At 70.1% G+C, this 25,357-nt stretch carries 20 protein-coding genes and 1 pseudogene; 8 read left to right on the forward strand and 13 right to left on the reverse strand.

Annotation, left to right across the window (positions count from 1 at the left end; translation table 11 throughout):
* Positions 1-83 precede the first annotated feature (83 nt).
* The 7 genes from ABZ794_RS04695 (at position 84) to ABZ794_RS04725 (ending at position 13,302) form a co-directional block, all read left to right on the forward strand.
* Entirely contained in the window at positions 84-1,088 is a 1,005-nt protein-coding gene (locus ABZ794_RS04695; protein ID WP_112677526.1) for a LacI family DNA-binding transcriptional regulator, read from the forward strand.
* Between the two features lie 333 nt (positions 1,089-1,421).
* On the forward strand, positions 1,422-2,801 hold the full coding sequence (locus tag ABZ794_RS04700; protein ID WP_210784174.1) for an extracellular solute-binding protein: 1,380 nt from the start codon (positions 1,422-1,424) through the stop codon (positions 2,799-2,801).
* Positions 2,802-2,887: 86 nt separating this feature from the next.
* Positions 2,888-3,844 (forward strand): sugar ABC transporter permease, encoded by a 957-nt coding sequence (locus ABZ794_RS04705; protein ID WP_112586243.1) that lies wholly within the window; start codon positions 2,888-2,890, stop codon positions 3,842-3,844.
* 11 nt (positions 3,845-3,855) lie between these two features.
* Positions 3,856-4,743, forward strand: coding sequence for a carbohydrate ABC transporter permease (locus ABZ794_RS04710; RefSeq protein ID WP_112586245.1), 888 nt, complete (start codon positions 3,856-3,858; stop codon positions 4,741-4,743).
* A gap of 139 nt (positions 4,744-4,882) precedes the next feature.
* The gene (locus ABZ794_RS04715; RefSeq protein ID WP_357514267.1) at positions 4,883-6,502 is read left to right on the forward strand and encodes a glycoside hydrolase family 13 protein; all 1,620 of its coding nucleotides are present in this window, start codon (positions 4,883-4,885) and stop codon (positions 6,500-6,502) included.
* Positions 6,503-6,644: 142 nt separating this feature from the next.
* Positions 6,645-9,515: a discoidin domain-containing protein gene (locus tag ABZ794_RS04720; protein ID WP_357514269.1), complete on the forward strand. Its 2,871-nt coding sequence runs from the start codon at positions 6,645-6,647 to the stop codon at positions 9,513-9,515.
* A 91-nt stretch (positions 9,516-9,606) separates the two neighbouring features.
* Positions 9,607-13,302: a discoidin domain-containing protein gene (locus tag ABZ794_RS04725; protein WP_357514271.1), complete on the forward strand. Its 3,696-nt coding sequence runs from the start codon at positions 9,607-9,609 to the stop codon at positions 13,300-13,302.
* Position 13,303: 1 nt separating this feature from the next.
* Here ABZ794_RS04725 and ABZ794_RS04730 read toward each other — a convergent pair whose 3' ends face one another.
* Complete coding sequence (locus ABZ794_RS04730) at positions 13,304-14,104, reverse strand: crotonase/enoyl-CoA hydratase family protein (RefSeq protein WP_357514273.1); 801 nt, start codon at positions 14,102-14,104, stop codon at positions 13,304-13,306.
* A 185-nt stretch (positions 14,105-14,289) separates the two neighbouring features.
* On the opposite strand from ABZ794_RS04730, the gene ABZ794_RS04735 reads away from it, so the two are divergent.
* Positions 14,290-15,144 carry a Rieske 2Fe-2S domain-containing protein gene (locus tag ABZ794_RS04735; RefSeq protein WP_357514276.1) on the forward strand — a complete coding sequence of 285 codons (855 nt, stop codon included), beginning with the start codon at positions 14,290-14,292 and terminating at the stop codon, positions 15,142-15,144.
* An 810-nt stretch (positions 15,145-15,954) separates the two neighbouring features.
* On the opposite strand, the pseudogene ABZ794_RS04740 reads toward ABZ794_RS04735, so the two are convergent.
* From ABZ794_RS04740 to ABZ794_RS04795, 12 genes and pseudogenes are all read right to left on the reverse strand, one after another.
* Positions 15,955-16,908: pseudogene (locus ABZ794_RS04740) on the reverse strand (LysM domain-containing protein); the annotation flags it as partial.
* Between the two features lie 14 nt (positions 16,909-16,922).
* Positions 16,923-17,372 carry a pilus assembly protein TadG-related protein gene (locus ABZ794_RS04745; protein ID WP_238689239.1) on the reverse strand — a complete coding sequence of 150 codons (450 nt, stop codon included), beginning with the start codon at positions 17,370-17,372 and terminating at the stop codon, positions 16,923-16,925.
* Complete coding sequence (locus tag ABZ794_RS04750) at positions 17,369-17,836, reverse strand: TadE/TadG family type IV pilus assembly protein (protein WP_210784181.1); 468 nt, start codon at positions 17,834-17,836, stop codon at positions 17,369-17,371. The genes ABZ794_RS04745 and ABZ794_RS04750 overlap by 4 nt, the downstream gene beginning before the upstream one ends.
* On the reverse strand, positions 17,833-18,276 hold the full coding sequence (locus ABZ794_RS04755; RefSeq protein WP_210784182.1) for a TadE family protein: 444 nt from the start codon (positions 18,274-18,276) through the stop codon (positions 17,833-17,835). Before ABZ794_RS04755 ends, ABZ794_RS04750 begins: the two co-directional genes overlap by 4 nt.
* Positions 18,277-18,281: 5 nt before the next feature.
* Positions 18,282-18,485, reverse strand: coding sequence for a hypothetical protein (locus ABZ794_RS04760; protein WP_210784183.1), 204 nt, complete (start codon positions 18,483-18,485; stop codon positions 18,282-18,284).
* 25 nt (positions 18,486-18,510) lie between these two features.
* Positions 18,511-19,383, reverse strand: a complete 873-nt coding sequence (locus ABZ794_RS04765) for a type II secretion system F family protein (protein ID WP_210784184.1) — start codon at positions 19,381-19,383, stop codon at positions 18,511-18,513.
* 55 nt (positions 19,384-19,438) lie between these two features.
* Complete coding sequence (locus ABZ794_RS04770; protein ID WP_210784185.1) at positions 19,439-20,341, reverse strand: type II secretion system F family protein; 903 nt, start codon at positions 20,339-20,341, stop codon at positions 19,439-19,441.
* Between the two features lie 4 nt (positions 20,342-20,345).
* Positions 20,346-21,887 carry an ATPase, T2SS/T4P/T4SS family gene (locus tag ABZ794_RS04775; RefSeq protein WP_357514281.1) on the reverse strand — a complete coding sequence of 514 codons (1,542 nt, stop codon included), beginning with the start codon at positions 21,885-21,887 and terminating at the stop codon, positions 20,346-20,348.
* Positions 21,877-22,677 carry a ParA family protein gene (locus ABZ794_RS04780; protein WP_210784187.1) on the reverse strand — a complete coding sequence of 267 codons (801 nt, stop codon included), beginning with the start codon at positions 22,675-22,677 and terminating at the stop codon, positions 21,877-21,879. The genes ABZ794_RS04775 and ABZ794_RS04780 overlap by 11 nt, the downstream gene beginning before the upstream one ends.
* Positions 22,678-22,679: 2 nt before the next feature.
* Positions 22,680-23,339, reverse strand: a complete 660-nt coding sequence (locus tag ABZ794_RS04785; protein WP_210784188.1) for an SAF domain-containing protein — start codon at positions 23,337-23,339, stop codon at positions 22,680-22,682.
* A complete protein-coding gene (locus ABZ794_RS04790) occupies positions 23,336-24,271 on the reverse strand; it encodes a hypothetical protein (RefSeq protein ID WP_357514283.1) in 936 nt (311 codons plus the stop codon). The genes ABZ794_RS04785 and ABZ794_RS04790 overlap by 4 nt, the downstream gene beginning before the upstream one ends.
* On the reverse strand, positions 24,265-24,831 hold the full coding sequence (locus tag ABZ794_RS04795) for a hypothetical protein (protein WP_357514285.1): 567 nt from the start codon (positions 24,829-24,831) through the stop codon (positions 24,265-24,267). The genes ABZ794_RS04790 and ABZ794_RS04795 overlap by 7 nt, the downstream gene beginning before the upstream one ends.
* Positions 24,832-25,357 lie beyond the last annotated feature (526 nt).

A 25,357-nucleotide genomic window follows, 5' to 3' on the forward strand; every position in this document is an offset into this window, starting at 1 on the left:
CGCGTGACGATCAAGCAGTGCGCCGACAAACGCCGGCAATTTGCTGTTCATTTCTTTCATCCAGGTGACGTACGATTGCGACCGTGACCAAGCGGTTGACTGAAGTTGCCAAGAAGGCGGGCGTCAGCGAGGCCACCGTCAGCCGGGTGCTCAACGGCCGCGACGGGGTCTCCGAGGCGACCCGCACCGCCGTGCTGACGGCACTGGACGTGCTCGGTTACGAGCGGCCGACCAAGCTGCGCGGCGAACGCGCCCGGCTGGTCGGGCTGGTGCTGCCCGAGTTGCAGAACCCGATCTTCCCGGCGCTGGCCGAGGTCGTCACCGGCACCCTCGCTCAGCGCGGCTACACCCCTGCGCTCTGTGCCCGGACCATCGGTGGGGTCTCCGAAATGGACTACGTGGAGATGCTCCTCGACCACCAGGTCTCCGGGGTGATCTTCGCCGGTGGCTCGTACGCGCTCGCCGACGCCCGACACGACCACTACCGTCGGCTGACCGACCGTGGGCTTCCGGTCGTGCTGGTCAACGCCGGTGTGGACGAGCTGGGTTTTCCCCGCGTCTCCACCGACGACGCGGTGGCGGTGGAGCAGGCGTACGGGCACCTGCGCTCGCTCGGGCACGAACGGATCGGCATGGTGCTCGGCCCGGAGGGGCATGTGCCGTCGCGGCGCAAGCTCGACGCGATGGTCCAGGCTGCCGGCTGGGACGAGGGCGACGCCGAGTGCGTCGAGCGTTCCAGCTTCTCGATGGAGGGTGCGCGGGTCGCCGCGACGAAGTTGGTCGAGCGGGGCGTGACCGGCATCATCTGCGCCAGCGACGTGCTCGCGCTGGGCACGATTCGGGCGGCCCGCCGGCTGGGCCGTTCGGTTCCGGCCGACGTGTCGGTGGTGGGTTTCGACGACTCCGCCTTCATGACGTGCACCGATCCGCCGTTGACCACAGTGCGGCAACCGATCGAGACGATGGGGCAGGCCGCCGTGGATCTGCTGGTCACCCAGATCGAGGGTGCCGGTGTCCTTCAGGACGAGCTGCTGTTCGAGCCGGAGTTGGTGGTGCGGGGCTCCACCGCGCCCGCCCCTGGCCGCTAGGCGCCACACCGAACGACGCTTCGGCCGTCGACCGCCTCTCGCGGTCGGCGGCCGTTTTCGTCGTTGCTCACCATCGTCAGCATCGACCGGTCCGAATGGCCGGTCATAAGCGATCAATAGCCGTCAAATCGGGCTGCTTTCAGCGGCTTGCCAACATCTGTCGTCATCACGTCGTGTCCTTTCGGAACAGGGTCGATACCTTGCCGAAATGAGTCGGCCTCGCTACAGTGGCTCCACTCACACCTGGCTCCGACGCAGCTACTGGGCGTCAGGTCGTATCACCGCAGATCAGCGAAGGTCATTGGAGACACCCGTTCCCGAAGGGATGGACAGATGTCCGTACCGCAACACCGAAAGGCTGCGGCGGTTGCGCTCGTGGCCGGCCTGGGGCTCAGCCTCACGGCGTGCTCCACGAAGAGCGACGACAAGGGCTCGAACGCCAACGGCAAGGTCACCATCACGGTCGACTGCCAGCCGGTCGGCGCGCAGAAAGAGCTGTTGAAGAACTGGAACGACGACGTCGCCGAGTTCCAGAAGCAGAACCCGGACATCACCATCAAGAGCGTCAGCGTCGGCGAGCAGTGCAACAACCCGCCGGACTTCACCGCCCGCCTCGCCGGCGGCACCGTGACCGACGTCTTCTACGGATACATGACCGATCTCCAGCAGGTGCTCGACTCCGGTCAGGCGATGGACATCGGCCCGCACGTCAACAAGGACGCGATCTCAACCTGGGACAGCGTCGACCCGGCGCTCAAGGAGGTCTTCACCGACGGCGGCAAGCTCTACGCCGTTCCGGTGAAGAACTACTCGATGGGCCTGGTCTACAACAAGGCCCTGTTCCAGCAGGCCGGGCTGGACGTGAACAACCCGCCCAAGACCTGGGCCGACGTCCGTGCCGCCGCCAAGAAGATCTCCGCGCTCGGCAACGGCATCGCCGGCTACTCGGAGTACAGCGCCGGCAACACCGGCGGCTGGCACTTCACCTCCCTGCTCTACTCGCAGGGTGGCCAGGTGCTGACCGAGGACGGCAAGAAGGCCGACTTCAACAACGCCATGGGCAAGCAGGTCCTGCAGAACCTCAAGGACATGCGGTACGGCGACAACAGCATGGGCGCCCGTCAGCTGCTCCAGTGGGGCGACCTGCTGACGAACGCCGGCGCGGGCAAGGTCGGCATGTTCATCGGCGCGCCGGACGCCACCCAGGCGATCGTCAGCCAGTTCCAGGGAAAGTTCCAGGACTGGGCGATGGCCCCGCTGCCCGGCCAGGACGGCGCGGCGAAGGGGACGCTCGGTGGTGGCGAGGGCTACTTCTTCAAGAAGGACCTCACTCCCGAGCAGGTCAAGGCCGGTCTGAAGTGGATCGCGTACCAGAAGCTCACCCCGGGCAAGGGCCAGTTCGACTACGTGCGGGCCAAGCCGCAGAACTACCCGGTGGGTCTGCCCCAGCCGCTGCTCTTCGCCAACGGCAGTGACGCCCAGAAGCAGGAGCTGGAGCTGCGTAAGGCGAACGCGAACGTCGACACGGCGAACTTCGCGCTCTTCGAGGCGACCCCGGTTCCGATCAAGGGTGAGCCGCGCAACGCCCAGGCCGTCTACGCGGTGCTCGACGCCGCGATGTCGGGTGTGCTGACCAACCCGAACTCGAACATCGACGCACTGCTCAAGACCGCCGAGGAGAAGGTCAACCAGCTCCTCGCCGCCGAGAGCTGACCGATCGTGTGGGGGTCGGGACGCCGACCCGACCCCCACGCCACTCGCGCCACATCTCGACGTCACCGACTCACCCAGGAGTTGCCTTGGCGATCACCACCGTCCCGGAGACCCCCAGGAAACCGGGCCGCCCGCCGTCGCCGTACTCGGCGAGGCCGCAGCGCACCAGCCTCGGCCGCAAGGTACGGGACAACCTCACCGGTCACGCGTTCCTGATCGGAGCGGTGCTCTGCTTCGTCGTCTTCTCCTGGTACCCGATGGTCCGCGGCATCATCATGAGCTTCCAGCGGACCCGGCGCGGCGAGACCACCTGGGTGGGCTGGGACAACTACTCCCGCATCATCGCCGACCCCAGCTTCTGGACGGCCTGGCAGAACACCTTCTACTTCACCGTCCTGGCACTGGCCCTCGGGTACGTGGTGCCGTTCTTCGTGGCGATCCTGCTCAACGAGTTCCGCCACGCCAAGGGGTACCTGCGGATCCTGGTCTACCTGCCGGTGATGCTGCCGCCGGCCTCCGCGCTGTTCCTCTTCAAGTTCTACGCGTACGACCCGAGCGAGGCCGGGCTCTTCAACGCGATCCTCAAGGCGCTGCACCTGCCCACCTCGCAGTGGATGCAGTCACCCGAGATGACGATGCCGGCGATGGTGCTCGCATCGACCTGGATGAACATGGGCGGCGCGGTGCTGATCTACCTGGCGTCGTTGCAGAACATCCCCGGTGAGCTGTACGAGGCCGCCGAGCTCGACGGCGCCGGGATCTGGCGCCGGATCGTCCACGTGACGATCCCGCAGACCCGGTTGATCCTCGCGCTCCTGGCGATGTTGCAGATCGTCGCCACCATGCAGCTCTTCATCGAGCCACTGATCCTCGCCAACGGTGCGGGCGCGGAGGACTCGGCGACCTCGGTGGCGTACCTCATCTACCAGCACGGGTTCTTCCAGAACGACCTCAACGGCGCCGCCGCCCTGGGCGTGATCATGCTCGTGGTGCTGGCCGGCTTCTCCGCCGTGTACGTGCGGCTGACTGCGAAACAGGACTAGGACGGCGAGGAATGGCACAGGATTCCGGAACCCGGACCCTCATCTCCCAATCCCAGCTCAGCCGGGGGCGCGGCCGGGTCATCTACTGGACGCTGCTGGTGGTGGTGGTGGCGGGGTTCACGCTCGTCTTCCTCGGGCCGCTCTACTGGATGGTCACCGGCGCGCTCAAGTCCGGCCAGGAGATCGCGCAGACCCCACCGTCGCTGTTCCCGAAGGATCCGCAGCCGCAGAACTACATCGACGCGTGGAACAACCTGGCCCTCGCCAAGCTGCTCTTCAACACCTTCTACTACGCCATCGGCGCAGTGCTGTTCCAACTGGTCTTCGACACCGCCGCCGCGTACTCGCTGTCAAAGCTTCGACCGATCTTCGGCAACGTGATCCTCGCCCTGATGCTGGGAACGCTGATGATCCCGGCGATGGTCCTCATCGTTCCGCAGTACGTGACGGTGATCGACCTGCCGATCGTGCACATCAACCTGCTGGACTCACCGTTCGCGATCTGGTTGCCCCTGGTCGCCAACGCGTTCAACATCTTCCTGTTGAAGCGGTTCTTCGACTCGATCCCCGAGGAGCTGATGGCGGCGGCCCTGATGGACGGGGCGACGTCGCTGCGCACGCTCTGGTCGATCATCCTGCCGCTGTCGCGTCCCATCCTCGGCGTCGTCTCCATCTTCGCCGTGACGGCGGTCTGGAAGGACTTCCTCTGGCCGAAGCTGGTCATGCCGTCGCCCGAGACCCGGACGGTCAGCGTCGGCATCTACGCCTTCGCGGGTGGCACGCCGATGAACGTGGTGATCGCCGCGTCGGTCATCGCCGCGATCCCGACCGTCATCATCTTCCTGATCTTCCAGCGGAACATCATGTCCGGTCTGACCACGGGCAGCATCAAGGGATAGCGACCACCGGTCCTCCCGCGCGGCGAACAACGACCGTTCGCCCGACACATAACCAGGTCCGGCGAACCCGCCGACGTACTGACGCAGAAAGCAGGTGCTCGTGTCCACAGCTGACAGAAGTCCGTGGTGGCGTGGAGCCGTGATCTACCAGGTGTATCCCCGGAGCTTCGCCGACGGTAACGGCGACGGCATCGGCGACATCGCCGGCATCCGGTCCCGGCTGAACCACCTGTCCGCGCTCGGCGTCGACGCGATCTGGTTCAGCCCCTGGTACCCGTCCCCGATGGCCGACGCCGGCTACGACGTCTCCGACTACCGCGACATCGACCCGGTCTTCGGCACCCTGGCCGAGGTCGAGGCGCTGATCGCGGAGGCGCACGCGCTGGGCATCCGGACCATCGTCGACGTGGTGCCCAACCACTGCTCCGACGCCCACCCCTGGTTTCAGGCCGCGCTCGCCGGGGGCCCCGGCGCGCCAGAACGGGACCTTTTCTGGTTCCGACCCGGCCGTGGCCCCAACGGCGACGAACGACCCACCGACTGGGTCGGCGAGTTCGGCGGCGAGACCTGGACCCGCACCACCAACCCGGACGGCACCCCCGGCGACTGGTACCTGCACCTGTTCGCCCCCCAGCAGCCGGACTTCAACTGGGACCACCCCCGGGTGCGGGAGGAGTTCGAGAACATCCTGCGGTTCTGGTTCGACAGGGGCGTGGACGGCATCCGGATCGACTCGGCCGGGCTCCTGGTCAAGGACGGGACGCTGCCCGAGGTCCGCGAGGACCAGCCGCACCCGTTCCACGACCTCGACGGGGTGCACGACATCTACCGGGGCTGGCGTCGGGTCGCCGACGAGTACGCCGACCGGGCGCTGATCGGTGAGGTGTGGCTGCCGGACCGGCAGCGGTTCGCCAACTACCTGCGCCCGGACGAGCTGCACGCCGCGTTCAACTTCGACTTCCTCGGCTGCGCCTGGGACGCCGCGGCGCTGCGGGAGAGCATCGACGGGACGCTGAGCGCGCACGCGCCGGTCAACGCGCCGGCCACCTGGGTGCTCTCGAACCACGACGTCACCCGGCACGTCACCCGCTACGGTCGCGCGGACACCCGGTTCAGCTTCGCCGCCAAACGCGAGGGCACCCCCACCGACCTGGAGCTGGGCACCCGCCGGGCCCGCGCCGCCGCGCTGCTCTCGTTGTCGCTGCCCGGTGCGGCCTACATCTACCAGGGCGAGGAGCTGGGCCTCTACGAGGTCGAGGACATCCCGTACGCGATGCGGCAGGACCCCATGTGGGAGCGGTCCGGCCGAATCGACCCCGGTCGGGACGGCTGCCGCGTACCGCTGCCGTGGGCCGGGGACGAGCCGCCGTTCGAGTTCAGCCCCGAGGGTGCCGTGGCGCCCTGGCTGCCGCAGCCGGCCGACTGGAAGGACCGGACAGCCAGCGCGCAGACCGGCGACTCGGCCTCGATGCTGGAGCTGTACCGGGCGGCGATCCAGGCCCGAAAGGCCGACCCGGCGCTCGGTGACGGCGAGCTGACCTGGTTGCCCGCCCCGGGCGGGGTGCTGGCGTTCAGCCGCGGCGGTGGCTTCACCTGCCTGGTCAACCTGTCCGCCGCGCCGGTGCCGATGCCAGCTCAGGGGGAGTTGCTGCTGGCCAGCGGGCCGCTCGACGACGGGTTGCTGCCGTCCGACATCGCGGTCTGGCTGCGTACCGCCGAATCCACCGACGGGCCGCTCGGGGCGGACGGCCCGGCCTGACCTGACTCCGCACGCCGTGGTGCCGGCGGCCCGTCCCGGCCGCCGGCACCACGCCACCCAAGAAAGGAGAACCGAGGGGACGCGCGACACCGCACCGACACGGGGGGATCTGGCCTGCCTGACGAAAGGGAGAGCGCAGCTCATGGCCAACCACACCACCGGCACCCCGCACCACCTTCGACACCCGGCCCGGGCACTGTCGGCCGCCATCGCCGCCACCCTGCTCGCCGCCACCTCGGTCACCGTCCTCGCGGTCACCGGCACCGCGACCCCGGCCTCGGCGGCGGGGTTGTCCCCCTTCGACATCCCCAACCGGGGCGCCACCGTTCCGTTCGTCGAGCAGGAGGCGGAGGAGACCGCCCACAACGGCACGAAGATCGGCCCGGACCGGCGCTACGGCACGCTGCCGTCCGAGGCGTCCGGCCGGGAGGCGGTCACCCTCGACGCCGTCGGCGAGTACGTCGAGTTCACCCTCACCGCCCCGGCCAACGCTGTCACCTTCCGCTACAGCCTGCCGGACAGCCCGGCCGGCACCGGCCGGGACGCCGCCATCGACCTGCGGGCCAACGGGGCGCTGCTGAGGTCGGTCCCGGTGACGTCGAGGTACGGCTGGTACTACGGCGGATACCCGTTCAACAACAACCCGGGCGACACCAACCCGCACCACTTCTACGACGAGACCCGGGCGCTGTTCGGCAGCACCCAGCCGGCCGGGACGAAAATCCGGTTCCAGGTCTCCTCGACCGCGCAGTCGCCCACGTTCACCATCGACCTGGCCGACTTCGAGCTGGTCGCCCCGGCGATCACGAAGCCCTCCGGTGTGCTCGACGTGGTCACCGACTTCGGTGCCGACCCGAGCGGCGCGACCGACTCGACGGCGAAGTTCCAGGCGGCGGTCGACGCCGGCAAGGCCCAGGGCCGGGCGGTCTGGATCCCGACCGGCACCTTCACCCTCTGGGATCACGTGGTGGTCGACGGGGTGACACTGCGCGGCGCGGGGCCCTGGTATTCGGTGCTCGGCGGCCGGCACCCCACCGAGCGACACCGGTCCGTCGGCATCTACGGCAAGTACGTCCCCGGTGGCGGCTACACCGGCCCGGTCCGCGCCCACGAGGCGAACGGGCCCAGCCGCAACGTCACACTGCGGGACTTCGCCATCATCGGCGACATCCGGGAACGGGTCGACGACGACCAGGTCAACGCCCTGGGCGGGGCGATGACCGACTCGGTGGTGGACAACCTATGGCTGGAGAACACCAAGGTCGGGGCGTGGATGGACGGCCCGATGGACAACTTCACCATCCGCAACAGCCGGATCCTGGACCAGACCGCGGACGGGGTGAACTTCCACACCGGCGTCACCAACTCGACGGTGACCAACACGTTCGTCCGCAACACCGGCGACGACGCGTTGGCGATGTGGGCGCAGAGCGTGCCGAACGTCAACAACTCCTTCACCCGCAACACCATCGGGGTGACCCTGCTGGCGAACCACCTGGTCAGCTACGGCGGTCGGGACATCAAGATCACCGACAACGTGACTGCCGACTCGCTGACCAACGGCGGCGGCATCCACGTCGCGAACCGCTATCCCGGCGTGCAGGGCGCCACCGGAGTCCAGGGCACCTGGACGATCGCCCGGAACACGTTGATCCGTAACGGCAACTCGGACTACAACTGGAACTTCGGTGTCGGGGCGATCTGGTTCTCCGCGCTCAACGAGGCGTTCCAGAACCCCACCATCAACATCACCGACACCGACATCCTGGACAGCTCGTACGCGGCGCTGCACTGGATCGAGGGCCAGACCAACGGGATCAACCTCAACAACGTACGGATCGACGGCGCCGGCACGTACGCGCTCCAGGTGCAGGCGAACAGCCAGGTGTCGTTCACCAACGTGCGGGCCACAAACATCGCGCAGAGCAACCCCATGCACAACTGCGTGGGCGCCGGCTTCCAGATCACCCAGGGCTCCGGCAACTCCGGCTGGTACACCCCGACCCCGTACTGCGGCCCGTGGCCGAACCCCCAGTGGGGCGGCGGACCCACCTCGCCGCCACCGACGACCCCACCGCCCACCACCCCGCCGCCCACCACCCCACCGCCCACCACCCCGCCCCCGACCAGCGGGAACCTGGCGCTGGGCCGGTCGACGACAGCGACCAGCACCAACCAGAGCTACACGGCCGCCAACGTGGTGGACGGCAACGCGTCGACGTACTGGGAGAGCGCCAACAACGCCTTCCCCCAGTCGGTCACCATCGACCTGGGCGCTTCCCGGTCGGTCGACCGGGTGGCGCTCAAGCTGCCCACCGGTTGGGAGCAACGCACCCAGACCCTGTCGGTGCTCGGCTCCACCGACGGCTCGTCGTACACCACACTGGCGTCGTCCGCCGGTCGGGTCTTCGCGCCCGGTACGGGCAACACCGTGTCGATCGGGCTGCCCTCCGGTGACCGCCGCTACATCCGGGTCACAGTCACCGGCAACACCGGCTGGCCGGCCGCCCAACTCTCCGAGGTCGAGGTGTACGGCGGCACCCAGACCACCCCGCCGCCGACCACCCCGCCGCCGACCACCCCGCCGCCGACCAGCGGCAACCTGGCGGCCGGACGGTCGATCACCGAGACCAGCCACTCCGACGTGTACGCCGCTCCCAACGCGGTGGACGGCAACGCGAACACCTACTGGGAGAGCGCCAACAACGCGTTCCCGCAGTCGTTGACAGTGGACCTGGGCGCCGACCGGTCGGTGTCCCGGGTCGTGCTGAAGCTCCCACCCTCGTCGGCCTGGCAGACGCGTACGCAGACGCTGGCGGTGCTCGGCTCCACGAACGGCTCGACGTTCAGCACGCTGAAGGCGTCCGCCGGCTACAGCTTCAACCCGGCCAGCGGCAACACGGTCACCGTGACCTTCACGGCGACCACCCAGCGGTACCTGCGGCTGACCGTCACCGGCAACAGCGGCTGGCCAGCCGGCCAGCTCAGCGAGTTCGAGATCTACTCCAGCTAGCCCCCAACTGTCGCGGAACGACGGGCGTACCCCTGCACCCGTCGCCGGGCAACGCACCCACACCCACCCCCGAAAGAGGTGTAGCGACCCCATGTCCAGGACCGGCACCAGACGAGGCACGCCGCCAACCGGCGCGCCCACCACCGTCCCCCGCACCGCCCGAACCGGCCGCCGTCGGATGCTCGCCGGCGCGCTCGCCGGGATGCTCCTCGCCACCGCCCCGGTCGTCACCCCGATGGCGAGCGCGGCACCGGCGGCCGACCCGTCAGCGGCCGCCGCCCGCGTGGCAATGCTCGCCGGGCTCTCCGCCACCATGACCGCCAGCAGCCACAACCAGAACTACGTGGCGGGCAACGCCAACGACGGCAACGCGTCGACCTACTGGGAGAGCGCCAACAACGCGTTCCCGCAGTGGATCCAGGCGGACCTGGGCGCCACCGTCAGCGTGGACCGGGTGGTGCTCAAGCTGCCACCCGCGTCGGACTGGCAGACCCGTACCCAGACGCTGTCGGTGTCGGGTTCGACAAACGGCTCGTCCTTCACCACCCTGAAGGCGTCCGCCGGCTACACCTTCAACCCGAGCAGCGGCAACACCGCGACCGTCAGCTTCACCGCCGCCAGCACCCGCTACGTACGCGTGCAGGTCACCGGCAACACCGGTTGGCCGGCCGCCCAACTGTCCGAGGTCGAGGTGTACGGCGCCACCGGCAGCACCGACACCCAGGCACCCAGCGTGCCGGGCAACCTGGCCTACACCCAGCCGGTCAGCGGGCAGATCCGGCTCGCCTGGTCGGCGTCGACCGACAACGTCGGGGTGACCGGGTACGACGTCTACGCCAACGGCGCGCTGCGTGGCAGCGTCAACGGTTCGACGCTCACGTACACCGACAGCCAGCCGACCACTGCCACGGTGTCGTACTACGTGCGGGCCAAGGACGCGGCCGGCAACCAGTCGGCCAACAGCAACACAGTGACCCGCACCGGCACCGGCAACCCGCCGACCGGTTCCAACCTGGCGATCGGCAAGCCGATCAGCGCCTCCGGGTTCGTGCACACGTTCGTGGCCACCAACGCCAACGACAACAACGTGGCCACCTACTGGGAGGGCAACGGCAACCCGAGCACGCTGACAGTGCAGCTCGGCGCGAACGCCAGCCTCAGCCAGGTCGTCGTGAAGCTCAACCCGGACTCGGCGTGGGGCGCGCGTACCCAGAACATCGCGGTGCTCGGCCGGGACCAGGGCTCGTCGAGCTTCACCACCCTGGTCGGCGCGGCGAACTACGCCTTCAACCCGGGCAGCGGCAACACGGTGACCATCCCGGTCTCCGGCGCGGCGGCCGACGTACGGCTCTCGATCGCCTCGAACACCGGCGCTCCGGCCGGTCAGGTGGCCGAGTTCCAGGTCTTCGGCACCCCGGCGCCGAACCCGGACCTGACCGTGACCGGCATGTCGTTCAGCCCGTCCGCACCCGTGGAGACGAGCACCATCACGCTCTCCGCGACGGTGCGTAACGCGGGCTCGGCGGCCTCCGGCGCGACCAACGTCAACTTCTACCTGGGCTCCACCCGGGTGGGGACGGCCTCGGTCGGCGGTCTCGCGGCCGGTGCCTCGACCACTGTCAGCGCCAGCATCGGCACCCGGGACTCGGGCAGCTACCCGCTCAGCGCCAAGGTCGACGAGTCGAACACCGTCGTCGAGCAGGACGACACCAACAACAGCTACACCAACCCCAGCCCGTTGGTCGTCGCCGCGGTCGCCAGCTCCGACCTGGTCGCCTCGGCGGTCGCCTGGTCGCCGGGCAACCCGTCAGCGGGCAACACGGTGACCTTCTCCGTTTCCATCCGCAACGCCGGCAACCAGGCTTCCGCCTCCGGTGCGCACGGCATCACCCTGACCGTGCTCAACGAGTCCGGCACCGTGGTCCGTACCCTGACCGGCTCGCACTCCGGCGTGATCAACGCCGGCGCCACTGTCGGCCCGATCAGCCTGGGCACCTGGACCGCCGCGAACGGCAAGTACACCGTCCGGGTGGTGCTCGCGGTGGACGGCAACGAGCTGCCGGTGAAGCAGGCCAACAACACCAGTGACCGGCCGCTCTTCGTCGGTCGCGGCGCCAACATGCCGTACGACATGTACGAGGCCGAGGACGGCGTGATCGGCGGCGGCGGCACAGTCGTCGGACCGAACCGGGAGATCGGCGACCTGGCCGGCGAGGCGTCCGGTCGGCGCGCGGTGACCCTGAACTCGACGGGCAGCTACGTCGAGTTCACCACCCGGGCCAGCACCAACACGCTGGTCACTCGCTTCTCCATCCCGGACGCACCGGGCGGCGGTGGGATCAACTCGACGCTGAACGTCTACGTCAACGGCACGTTCCACAAGGCCATCGACCTGACGTCCCGGTACGCCTGGCTCTACGGCAACGAGGCCAGCCCGGGCAACTCGCCGAGCGCGGGCGGGCCGCGGCACATCTACGACGAAGCCAACGTCATGCTCAACTCCACGGTTCCGGCCGGCAGCAAGATCCGCCTCCAGAAGGACCCGGCCAACACCACCACGTACGCGATCGACTTCATCAACACCGAGCAGGTGGCGCCGATCGCCAACCCGGACCCGGCCCGCTACACCACGCCGACCGGCTTCACCCATCAGGACGTGCAGAACGCCCTGGACCGGGTGCGGATGGACACCACCGGCAACCTGGTCGGGGTGTACCTGCCGGCCGGTAACTACTCCACCTCGTCGAAGTTCCAGGTGTACGGCAAGGCGGTCCAGGTGACCGGCGCCGGCCCCTGGTACACCCGGTTCAACGCTCCGTCGGGCCAGGACAACACCGACATCGGCTTCCGGGCGGAGAACTCGGCGGCGAACTCTTCCTTCAAGAACTTCGCCTACTTCGGCAACTACACCTCGCGGATCGACGGTCCGGGCAAGGTGTTCGACTTCGCCAACGTGTCGAACATCGTGATCGACAACATCTGGAACGAGCACATGGTGTGCCTCTACTGGGGCGCGAACACCGACTACATGACGATCAAGAACTCCCGGATCCGGAACATGTTCGCCGACGGCATCAACATGACCAACGGCAGCACCAACAACCTGGTCAGCAACAACGACGCCCGGGCCACCGGCGACGACAGCTTCGCGCTGTTCTCGGCGATCGACGCGGGCGGCGCCGACATGAAGGACAACATCTACGAGAACCTGACCTCGACCCTGACCTGGCGGGCCGCGGGTGTCGCCGTGTACGGCGGCTACGGCAACACGTTCCGCAACATCTACATCGCGGACACCCTGGTCTACTCGGGCATCACCATCAGCTCGCTCGACTTCGGCTACCCGATGAACGGCTTCGGTGCCAACCCGCCGACCCGGTTCGAGAACATCTCGATCGTGCGGGCCGGTGGGCACTTCTGGGGTGGGCAGACCTTCCCGGCGATCTGGGTCTTCTCCGCCTCGAAGGTGTTCCAGGGCATCCGGGTCAGCGATGTCGACATCATCGATCCGACCTACAGCGGCATCATGTTCCAGACCAACTACGTCGGCGGGCAGCCGCAGAACCCGATCACCGACACGGTATTCACGAACGTCTCGATCAGCGGTGCCCGCAAGAGCGGAGACGCCTACGACGCGAAGTCCGGCTTCGCCATCTGGGCGAACCCGATGCCGGAAGCAGGGCAGGGGCCGGCCGTCGGGTCGGTCACCTTCAACAACCTCCGGTTGAGCAACAACGCGGTGGACATCCAGAACCCCACGACAACCTTCACCATCAACCGCAACTGAGCTAGCCGGTAGCCGACGCCGCCGGGGGGTGCACCCCTCCCGGCGGCGTCGCGCCGTGTCGGCCCTCGCCCGCGGCGAACCGGGCCGCGCCGGCCGCCGCGTCCGTGGCCAGTGAGTCCATCCCGTACGCCAACTCGGTCGCCAGCGCCTCCGGCTCTGGCCGCCCCGCGCCGGCCAGCAGCGCCGCCCGGTCGTTGCGCAGGCAGGTCTGCGGATGCCGGGCGATCGCCGCCGCCAACTCCTCGGCCGCGGCCCGCGCCTGGCCGGCTGGCACCAACCGATTGACCAACCCCATCGTGTACGCCTCGTCGGCCGGCACCGGGCGACCGGTGAGGATCAGGTCCATGGCCCGACTCTCGCCGATCAGCCGGGGCAGCCGGACGGTGCCACCGTCGATCAGCGGCACTCCCCAGCGGCGGCAGAACACCCCGAAGGTCGCGTCGGACTCGGCGACCCGCAGGTCACACCAGAGCGCCAGCTCAAGTCCGCCGGCCACCGCGTACCCGGAGATCGCCGCGATCACCGGTTTGCTGAGGGTCATCCGGGTCGGACCCATCGGGCCGTCCCCCTCCGGCTCGACCCGGTTGCCGCTCGGTGTGCCGATCGCCTTGAGGTCGGCGCCGGCGCAGAACGTCCCACCGGCGCCGCAGAGCACTGCCACCGCCGCGTCCGGATCAGCCTCGAAGGCCCGGAACGCGTCGGCCAGCGCCCGAGCGGTAGGACCGTCCACGGCGTTCCGAGCGTCCGCCCGATCCAGCACAACAGTGGTGACCGCCCCGACCCGCTCCACCCGCACACCCATCCCGCCAGCATGCCGGCCCGGCCCCACCCCCACAATCCCCGTCGATCTTGCATTTCCGGTTGCCGGTTCGCGGCTTGTGCCCCGGATCATTCCAGCAGAAACTGCAAGATCGACGGCCTGGGTGGCGCGGCAGGTTTGTCACCGCCGACCGGTTTGCGACGGCGATCGCCGGGAAGTCGGTACTCGTGCGAGCACTTTTGACGAAAGTTGAGCAGGACTCCCGGCTGGACCGCACGGGTGACCGGTTGCAGAAGATCGTCCTGGGGACGCTGCGTCCACGCCGGCTGCGCGACCTGCTGCACGGGGTGACCCTCGGGCATCCGCTGCACCCGGCGATGGTGCAGGTGCCGGTCGGCGCGTGGATCAGCGCCGCGGTGCTGGACCTCATGCCCGGGCAGCGTCGGCCCGCCACAGTGCTGGTCGGTCTGGGCACCGTCAGCGCGCTGCCAGCGGCGGTCGCAGGTCTGAACGACTGGGCGGCACTCGCCCGCGACCAGCGCCGGGTCGGCCTGGTGCACGCCGCCGCCAACACCGTCGGCCTGACGCTCTACGCCGGCTCGTTGGCCGCTCGGCTGTCCGGCCGCCACGGAATGGGCCGCGCCCTCGGCTTCCTCGGGCTCTCCACCGTGAGCCTCGGCGCGTACATCGGGGGTCACCTGGCGTACAAGCAGGGGGCGCAGGTCAACCAGAGCGTCTCCGAGCTGCACCGGATGACCGATGGCTGGCACTCGCTGGCCGACATGGCGACGCTGCCGCAACGCACCCTGATCACCCGAGAGGTGGACGACGACATCTCGGTGATCCTCTACCGGCACGGTGACGAGGTGACCGTGATGTTGGAGCGCTGCCCGCACCAGAGCGGGCCGCTCGGCGAGGGTGAGGTGCAGGAGATCGACGGCCACGCCTGCGTGGTCTGCCCGTGGCACGGCAGCGCCTTCCGGCTCAACGGCGGTGAGGTCGTGCAGGGGCCGTCCGGCAACGACCAGCAGGTCCTGCCCACCCGGATCCAGAACGGCGTACTCCAGACCCGCGTGCCCTGACCGCCTGCCCTGACCGCCTGCGCTGGGTGTGTCACCCCGCACCGATGCTCCTCGCCGCGCGGCAGTAACGCCTTCGACGCATATGCCTGTGAGTCATCTTTATGACTCACAGGCATATCGCTCACCGAGACACTGCCCCGGCCACTCCCGCTAGGCGGCGTGCCTCGACCGTCGCCGGCCGCAGGACGGCGGAGACACCGGGTCGTGCGGGCCCGCTCAGGTGCGTCGGTGTCGGCCGACCGGCGGACCGTCGGGCACGGAGTCCAGGCCGTGCCCGCCGTCGAACAGCCCGCCCTCGCCACCAGCACCGGCCCAGCCCTCGTCACCACTCCAGCCCCCAGGGCCGGCGGCCGTCATTCCGCCGCCGTGGGGCGCCGTGCCGCCGGAGAGAGCCATTCCGCTGCCCGGAAACGCCGTGCTGCCGGGGAAAGCCATTCCGCTTCCGGCGGGCGTGACTTCGCTACTGGTAGGTGCCACCCCACTGCCGGTAGGTGCCACCCTGCTGCCCGTCGGTGCTGCCCCGCTGCCGGTGGATGTCACTCCGCCGCCGCGAGGTGCGAAGCCGTTCCCGCTCGGTGCCACCCCGCCGTGCGGTGTCGCCGGTGCTTCGATGGCCGCAGCCGCCCGGCTCGCAGCCCAGGCGGCACCGCTGCCGGCCGCCCCACCACTGCCCCGCCGGCCCGCGCCGCTGCTGCTTCGGCCCGCGTCACCGCTTCGGCCCGCGCCACCGTTTTGGCCCGCGCCTGCGCTGCTTCGGCCCGCGCCGCGCCGGGATGTGCGGGAGGACGCGGCCAGTCGGGGAGCCGCCCCGGCGGTGGCTGGACGGCGGCGCAGCCCCAGGACTGCGCCGATCTGGGCGCCGACGATGCTCGCCACGGCCAGCACTGCGGAGACCGCCAGTGGGCGGTTCACCCGATCGGCGGCACCAGCCCCGGCTGCACCGACCGTCACCGCTGGTGGTTGGCCCGTTGACTCCGTACCGCTGGGTGGTGCCGGGGCCACCCGCGGCGGTGCGGCCTGCTCGGGCGCCGGCCGGGGCGCGGGCGGCTTCGGTGCTGCGGGCCTGTCGACGAGTCGACCGGTGGCGTGCTGGCGGGCCCCCTGGTCCGCGGCCTCGGTGGGCAGTCGGAGCAGTTGGCCGGGGCGGATCCGGTCCGGGTCGTCGAGCTTGTTCAGCTTGGCGAGCTGTCGGTAGTCCCCGAACTCGTCCAGGTACCGCTCGGCCACCTCCCCGAGGTAGTCGCCCCGCGCCACCCGGTACACCGGCGCGGCCGTGTCCGGTGTCGTCGCGGCGCGGGTCGGCGCGGCCAGGGTGGTGACGGACGTTGCGCTCGGACTCGCGTACACCGGAGTTCCGTAGACCGCCGCGGCGCTGGCGGCGGCGGGGCTGGCGACCAGGATCAGCGCGACCGAGCCGACCAGCGCGGCGGCGGCCTTCTGCTGGCGGCCCATCCCGGGCAGCTTCGGCGCCGGCCGGTGCAGGGTCTGTGCGCCGAGCTCGACGAGGACGGAGAAGGCGAACGTGGCCCAGCCGAACCAACCGGCCATGGCCAACGCCCGCAGGAAGAGCTGACCGTCGTCCCGGCTGGTCAGCGCGGTGCCCACCTCGCTGATCGTGGGGAGGTGGTCAGGCAGCGGGTTACCGGCGAAGGCGAGCAGCGCGATCGGCGCGCCGACCAGTAGCACCAGTAGCACGGCCAGCGCGCCGATGCCGGTGAGGATCCGTCCGGTCCGCCGTACGACGGACCCACCCGATGCGGGCATGGCTGCCTTCCTTCCTACGGTGTTGCGGTGATGGCACGCGCGGTCGCCTCGCCGGTGACGGTGACCGTCTTCTCCTGGATGAACGGTCCGATCATCGAGCGGTGGTAGGTGATGGAGACGGTCACCCGGATCAGGGTTTCCCCGTCGACCTGGGGGAAGTCCACGGTGTGGCCGGCGGTGTCGACGGCGGCCAGGTAGCTGGCGACCGCATCACGCGCCTCCGGCTCGTCGATCCGCTTCGGCCCGCCCTCGATGGCGGTGGCCCGGTCGATGGCCTGACCACCGGCCCGGGCCGCCTCGGCGGCCAGGTTCTGGGCGTGTTGCAGGGTGCGGAGCTGCCCGGCGCCGTCGAAGGAGAGGCCGATGATGGCCAGTACGCCGACCATCGTCACCGCGAGGAAGATGCTCACCCGGCCGTGCTCATCTCCCGGCGAGGGCAGGGCAGCCGACGTGGTGACCGTCATTGCCGACCCCGGTAACGGTCGAGTGGGGAGGTGAACTGCGCGGAGACCAGCCGTTCACTCTCCATCCCGGGCAGGATGTCGAGGGTGATGTCCTTGAAGGACACGCGGCAGCTGATCGTCACCGTCACCGTGGCGTTCGTACCGACTGCGCTGCTGAAGGCCTCGTCAAAGTTGGACCCGTTGCCGGGCGACCTGCCGGTGAATGTCGGCTTCAGGTCGTTGGCGCAGGCCAGGCCATGCCAGTCCAGCTGGGCCTGGGCAGCCTCCACCGCCTTCTGCCGGGCGGTGTCGGAGTCCCGGGAAATCGAGGCTGCTCGGGCGGCGTCGTGCGCGGCCGCCTGGAGCGCCTCCGCTGCCACGGCGCTGCGCCCGACCACGCCGGCCAGCACCATCAACGCGATGAACGCGGGCGCGAGGACCGCCACCTCGATGGAGACCGAGCCCCGCTCGGCGGTACGGCTCATGGCGGGGTCACCCTCTCCACCGTTCCGTGGGCAGTCTGCTGTATTGCGAAGTCCACGCCCGGCACCACGGACAGGGACCGGCCGCTCACCGTGCAGGTCACGTCGGTCGTGGTGGTCACGCAGGTCGGGCCGGCCTTGTCCCAGCCCACCAGCCAACCGCCGGCTGCCCTCAGGAAGCGGGAGGCGCTGTCCACCCCGGCGCCGTTGCGCGCCTCGTACGTCCGTTGCGCGTTGACGCCACTCTGCGCGGCGTTCAACGCGGTCGAGCGGGCGAGGAAGACGGCCGCGACCTGGATCGAGGCGAAGAGCAGCACCAGGATCAGCGGCATCATCACGGCCAGTTCCACCGGGTTGGCGCCCCGCTCCCGGTCGCCGGCCGCGAGGCGGCGCCGGGTGGCGGTGACCGCCCGGCTCCACCTCGGGTACGCGGCTCGACGCATCCCGGCTACTTCGGGACCGTGTAGTCCGGGATGCCGTCCATCCAACCCTTGGCCTTGGTCAGGGCCAGTGCGGTGATGGCCATGGCGACGGCGACCAGGCCGGCGATGATCACCGCGGTGGGCACCGGGCTGTCGCCTCGTTCACCGTCCCGGCGCAGCTCGGCCAGGCGCGTCGTCACCACGACGTGCAGATAGCTGAGGATGGACATGGCGTTCTCCTTCGAGGGGGAGGGGTCAGACTCGGGCGATGAACGGATAGAGGACGAACCCGAGCAGCACGAAGACGAGCAGCGCGCCCGGGATGTCGAGCTTGCTGGTCACCCCTTCGGCGCGCGTCAGGTTGTCGGTGCGGATCTGGTCGCGCAGCGAGTCGGCCCGGCTGCGCAGCGTCTCGTGCACCTGCGCGCCCTCGCTGCCGGAGGAGCGCATGATGGCGCCGACGTCGCCCAGTTCCGGAATACCGATCTTGTCGGCCAGGTCGCGCAGCTCGTCCCAGGGCGCGTGCATCTGCATCTGGGCGATCCGCAGCGACTCCTGGAGCCGGTCGAACACCCAACCGTCGCAGACCGCCGCCGCCCGCTCCAGCGACTGCACCGGCCCGTGCGCCGCCGAGAGCTGCAACGCCACCAGGTCGAGGTAGGTGCAGACCGCCTGGCGGAATTCGTCGCGGGCGGCGTTGGCCTTGGTCAGCACGGCGCGGTGCGCCAGCAGGCCGGCCAGCAGCGCCAGACCGAGACTGCCCAGCACCGGCACGACCAGCGGGAACGGGATGCCAAGCACCCACAGCACCACCCCGAGCAGTGTTGGTGTGGCCAACCCGATCAGCGCGGAGAGCAGCACCGACAACGCGTACTGCTCGGAGGTCTGACCGATCAGGGCGAGCTGCATCTGCGGCGGCCGCAACCAGCGGGACATCCCGGTCAACCAGTCGAGCCGCCGGGACGCGGGCGTGGCCACCCGGCCGGTGCCCGGCGGCTGATGCAGTCGGCGCAGCGCGGGCCCGAGCGCCGGTGTCGCCGGCACCAGCTCCCGGACCACCAGGAACACGCCCAGACCGACCCCGGCGCCACCGCAGACCGCGAGGGCGAACTGCCAGTTCACGATCACGGGAGCCGCCTTTCGTTCGGGACTGCGGGGCTCCGCTGCGCTGCACTCCTCGCGCTCACGCGATCACCTCGGCCGGGTTGGGCGCCGGCAGGAACCGGGCCGGCCGCTGCGGCTGGCTCATCGACCGCACCCAGGCCAGCAGGCCGATGAAGGCGGCGCCGAGGGCGGCCATCACCAGCTGACCCACCGGTGTGCCGTACGGCCTGATGTACTCGGTGTTGATCAGCCCGTAAGCCAGGGTTGCCAGCGTCATCCCGGTGAGGAAGCGGACCGCGAACCGGGGCTGGGTGCGCTTGGCCTCGATCTCCCGACGGGTCGCCACCTCCGCGGACGCCGCGCCGGCGATCGAACCGAGCACGTCACCAAGCCGCTCACCCCGGTCCGACAGGTGCAGGATCAGCGCCGCGACCACCTGGTCGCAGACCGGGTCGGCGATCTCGTCGGCGAACGCCAGCAGCGCGGAGCGGGCCATCCAGCCGGCCTGGAGACGGGCGGCGAGCAGCCGTACCTCGTCCTCGACGCCGGGCGGCACGCTGCCGATCGTGCCGATGATCGACTGCTGGAGGCCCTGCCCGGTGCCGGAGACGTCCTTGAGTCGGCGGGTCCACTCGCCGACCGCCTCGATCCGGGCGATCGCCCGCTGCTCGGCCTTGCCCACTCCGAACAGCCACGGGGTGCCGGGCACCGCCACCGCCACCAGCAGGCCCACCACCGGCAACCCGGTCAGCAGGAACGCCAGCGCACCGCCGACCAGCGCGACGACCAGCAGGGCCTGGTAGCTCCGCTGCTCGGCCGGAGTACTGCCCGGCCCGCGCCACAGTCGGCTCAGCCCCGGCCCGCTGCCCGGCCGCGGCCCGGGGGGCCGACGGGTGCCGACCAGCGCGACCACGGCCAGCAGCAGCCCGGCCACACAGGCGGCGCCGGAGACCACGGCGATCAACTCCAGGCTGTCGAGCATCAGGTCACCGCCGGGCCAGTCGAGTCTGCCGAGGCCGCCGCCAGGCACCGGCACCGGCCTCGACCCACCGGGTCAGCAACCGTGCGTCGTAACCCACCCGCAGCAACTGGTCGCGGACCCGCTCCGGCAGGTGCCGGGGGACCGCACGACCGTCCGGGCCGGGCCCGAAGACAGTGGTGGTGGTGATCCGACCGGCTTCGCCGGCCCCGATCACCTCCTCCACCTGCGAGACGAACCGGTGCTTCCGCCCGCCGATCGCGGTCTCGTCCTCGATGGTGACGTAGACGATCAGGTCGAGCGCGTTGCCTGCCATCCGGCGGGCCTGGTCGACGGTCATCTCGCGGCCGTGCGCCAGGGCAAGCTCGACGATCCGTTCACCCACACCGGCGGCGGTACGGGCGTGGATGGTGCACATCGACCCGCGGCTGGTGGTCATCGCCTGGAGCATCGGCACGATCTCCCGGGACCGCACCTCGCCCACGATGATCCGCAGGACGCCCATCCGCAGCGACAGCGGGATAAGGTCGGCGATGGTCACCTCACCGGCTGGACGCCCGTCGAACCCGCGCTCGCCGTGGCCCTCCCGGGCCTCGAAGCTCATCACCGCCCGGTGCCGCTCCCGGCGGCGGGCCGGGAGCAGCTCCCGACTCTCCTCCAGCAGCACGTACGGCTCATCCTGCGGGATCTCGTTCATCAGTGCCCGGATGACAGTGGTCTTTCCAGCACCGGCCAACCCGGCGACCATGATGTTCAGACCGGCGCGCATCGCCGCGCGGAGGAAGTCGCGCAGCAGCGGGTCGATCATCTCGTCCAGGTCACCTCGGGCACCCGCGAGGTCGTCGAGGCTCACGTCCAGGGTGTTGTGCTTGCGGATCACCGCGTACGGGCGGTGGCTGACCAGGAACACAGCGGCCAGTCGGCTGCCGTCGGGCAGTTGCAGGTCGAGGGTGGGCTTCACTGTGGAAAGGGACCGCTCGGTCGCGCCCGCCCGGCGGGCCGCCGCCTGGAGGATCTCCACCAGCTCGGCGTCGCTGTCGGCGATCGGCTCGGCCCAGTCCACCCCACCGCCGTGCCGGGTGATGCGTACCTGGTCGCAGCCGAGGATGTGCACCTCCTCGATGGTGTCGTCGACCAGCAGCGTCTGTAGCCGGCCGAGCCCGACCAGCTCGGCGGTCACCTGGTCGAGCAGCAGGCGTTCATCGCCGGCGGCCATCGGCGTGCCGGCCCGGCGCACCGAGTCCGCGTACGCGGAGACCACAGTGACGGCGAGTCGGGCCCGCTCGGTGTCCTCCTCGTCGACTGTGAACTCCCGGCCGCGCTGCCAGAGGGTGAGCCGTTCGGTGAGTTCCCGGCGCAGCTCCCGGACCACCTGGAAGTCCATCCGGGCCCGGGGCGGCGCCTCCGGTGGCGGGCTGGCCGCGGGCGTCGACTGCGGCTGCGGCCCGGCCTGGTGGTGCCGGCCGTTCGGCACGGCCAGGGGCGGCGCGGTGGAGGTCACGCCCGGTGGCTGTTGGCGCGGGTCGGTGGAGACCGGCTCAAACCGCATCCGGCACCCCCTGCTGCACGGGCCACGCCAACCGGGCCCGCCGCCGCTCCAGCAGCGCCCCGACCGGCACCTCCAACGCGGCCGCCGCGCGCATCAGCGGCCGACCGGCCCGCACTGTCCCGCCCAGGGCGAGCACCCCGGCGGTACGCGGATCGTGCGGCAGCCGCGCGATGACCGGCAGTTTCAGGGCCCGGCTGATCTCGGACCGCCCGTGCCCGTCGCCGACCAGCAGCAGCCGCAGGGTGCCCGGGGGCACCCGGTGCTCGGCGAAGTCCCGTTCGATCGTGGTGACCACCGCGCGGGTGCCGGAGAGGTCCGGCAGGTTCGCCCGGGTCACCAACAGCACCACCGAGGCGGCCCGCAGCACCGGCCACGGAGGCCCGGTCACGTGCAGCCGACCACAGTCGACCAGGACGTCGTAGCCGGGGGTGCCGCGGTCGAGGGCGTCGAAGTAGTCGGCGAAGCGCTGCCAGAGCGGGGTGACACTGCCGCTCTGGGCCGGGTCGACGAGGCCGGGCAGCAGCAGCCGTTCCCGGCGGGGTGCGTCCAGGTCGACCAACTGGGACCAGAACGCGGTCTCCAGGTTGCCGTCGCGCAACTCGCCGACGGCCAGCTCTCCGATGCCGCGCGGGCCGTCCAGTTGGCCGCCGAGGTATCCGGCGAGGATCGAGCCGCCGGCCGGGTCACATTCGGCGACCACCAGCCGCCGGTGCCAGGCAAGAGCGCAGGCCAGCGCCGAGGTGGTGACGCCGGGCGAACCCTTCGCGGAGACCAGCGCGATGATCGCCATGCTCAGGCCGCTTCGGTCAGCACGACGGCGAGTCGTTCCTGTGCGGCGAGCGCCACCACAGCGGGCACGTCACGGATGAGCAGCGCCAGGTACAGGACCTTGTCGTCGGTGGCCGGGCTGACCATGTCGATGACTGTGGCCGCGAACCGGGTGCCGGCGGCGGCCGTGTCTCCGTCGGCGTTGTTGTCCGGGGTGCTGACCAGCAGCACCTTGTCGCCCGGGTGCAGTTCGCGGGCCGGCACCTGGGCGGTCTTCAGACCGAGCGCGATCTGCTGCTGGCCGGGGCCGAGCAGCGGGTCGTCGGTGACCTGTCCCAGGGTGAGCAGCGTGCCCGGAAGCAGCGCGACCGCGGCCCGTTTGCCGACCACCTCGTCGAGCCGTGCGGCGGGCACCGGGCGCAACCCCTGGCCGCCGGCGACCTGCACGGTGACCAGGTCGGCTGCGCTGATCTCCCGGCCTACCTCCACCGGTCGTGCCACCGCCAGATAGCTGCCGGTGGCCCGTACCGAGGTGACAGCGAAGGCCGCGCCCAGCCCGCCCAGCGCGATCAGGAGGACGGCGAGACCGAGCAGTCCGGGACGGACCCGGCGCTGGCGGACCACCGTGGGCGGGTTGACGGGTGCGTCCACCGGCGGGGTCCCGTTGCGCGTCGCGAGGCTCATCTGGTGACCACCTGGAGTTCGTTGATCTGAATCTGCACGATGCCGCTTCTCCGGGTCTGCGGGATCACCCGCCTTGTGGCGTCGCTGTTGGTCCACCAGCTCACCGTCCAGTGGGTGGTGGCGGTGACGTCGTAGGTGTCTGCCTTCGGGTAGCCCTTGTCGTAGCCGCAGTCCGGGGAGGTGGAACCCGCCCGGGTGCCCGTGGCCGTGTACTCGGTGCCGGCGCTGTAACAGGGGACCTTCTCGCCGTTGCCCATGTCCCAGACGATCTTGTTGACCTTCGCTTCGATGTAGACGGTCAACCCCCGGTCGGACTCGTCGGCATATAGCGGGCCGAAGTAGTTCTTTCCCGGCGTTGCCCACATCCACACGGGCAGGCCGACCAGGCCGGGACCGATGTTCTTGCGGGGGGCGACCTTCAGTCGCGCCGGCAGCAGGCTGATCGACGCCAGGGCGCGACGGGCCAACTCCTCCGGGTCCGGGGGCGCGCCGAAGCCGGCCGGCGGGTCGGCCAGCGACACCACGTCCTGGGCGCCCAGGTCGCCGCCGTTGCAGGTCTGCAGGTACCACTGGTGACCCTCGGGGGGCTCGACAGTCCCCTCGGTCAGCTTGTAGTAGCACCCGTCGCCGTTGTTGAACCAGCCCAGGTCCTCGTCGTAGCAGGGGATGGTCCTCCCGTTCCACTGGCAGACGCCGCCACCGCCACCGCCGCCGTCGTCCCCGCCCCCACCGTTGTCCCCGCCGCCCCCCGGATCACCGGGATTGCCGGGCTCGTCGTCCCAGACGCTGCAGTCGGGTTGGTCGGGTGGGCAGCCCGCTCCCGGGTCGGCCCGTAGGGCGGCGGCGGCCGGCGGGGCCGCACCGACCACCAGCAGGAGCGTGAGGCCGAGCCCGGCGAGCGCCCGTCGGGTTGTCGCGGCCCCGCTCAGCACGGCTGGTCCCGGTGCGTCGCGCCGTAGTTGATCAGCCAGCGACCGTCGGGATATCGGGTCGCGGTGGCGGTGGAGAGGTGCCGGCCGCCGCCGCTGCCCGGGACCGAGCGCTTGTCCTTGGCGTAGACCAGCCGGTAGCCGGTCGTGTCCAAGCAGTCCTGGATCTCCACGGTGGCCGGCTTCGCGTCCAGGCTGACGGCGGTCACGGTCGGGTCGGACTTCAACGTCCCGGTACGCATAGCGCCGTGCTCCTTGGCCTCGCGAATGGACACCCGGACCCGGGTCAAAAGTGGATCACCGAGGAACCGGGACAGTTCCGGCGAACGCGGATCACTGCGCAGGCCCGCCGTGCGCGAGGCCGCGAGATACCCGGAGTACGCGTCAAGTGCCGCCTTTTCGGCAGCGCGTCGTTCGACGTCGGAATCGGTCTGAGGTCCGTTGTCGCGGACCGCCGTCGGCCGTTCGACCGTTTCCCGTCCGCTGGCGCAGGCGGTGACCGGCATCACCGCCACGACCGCCAGCAGGCAGATTGCCGCTCGTCTGAGCTGCCGTCCGCGCACCGTCGAGCCTCCTCGTGGTCGCCCGGGGCGGTGACGGTTCACCGCCGTCGGGCATGCGGAAGCGCGCCCGGATCAGCACATCCGGAGCCGTTCATTGCGCTTCCGCATTCACCGTTACGGATCTTTTACAATTCGGGGTCCTGTGTCGTCCGATGGTGAAGGTGAGGCTTGCGTCACACCCAAGGGGCGAGCATAGGCTGACGCTCGCCGATGCAACAGAGGCAATTCAAGCGAACACTCAGCGTGATGACAGGTGGTGGTGGCGGGTGTCCACACTGCTCCCCGGGCAATGGGCGAACAAAAGGTCGTTATTGCTGGGGCGTCGCCGGGCCGGATGGGTTAACCGGAGTCGCGCCACCGGTCGCGGGAGTGGGACATCGCGGTCTCATCCCGGCATTCGACCGACGTCGGAACCCTGTCGGCGGGCCGCCTCGTCCAACGGCACGCCGGACTCGGAGGCGGTCGAAGGCACACTTGCAGGCTCGGGTCGGCACGTCGCTTTCTGCGCCATCCGCTACACCTCAGC

Origin of the sequence: Micromonospora sp. NPDC047187 (genome assembly GCF_040643355.1) — a bacterium.
In the GTDB taxonomy this organism is placed as follows: domain Bacteria; phylum Actinomycetota; class Actinomycetes; order Mycobacteriales; family Micromonosporaceae; genus Micromonospora; species Micromonospora salmantinae.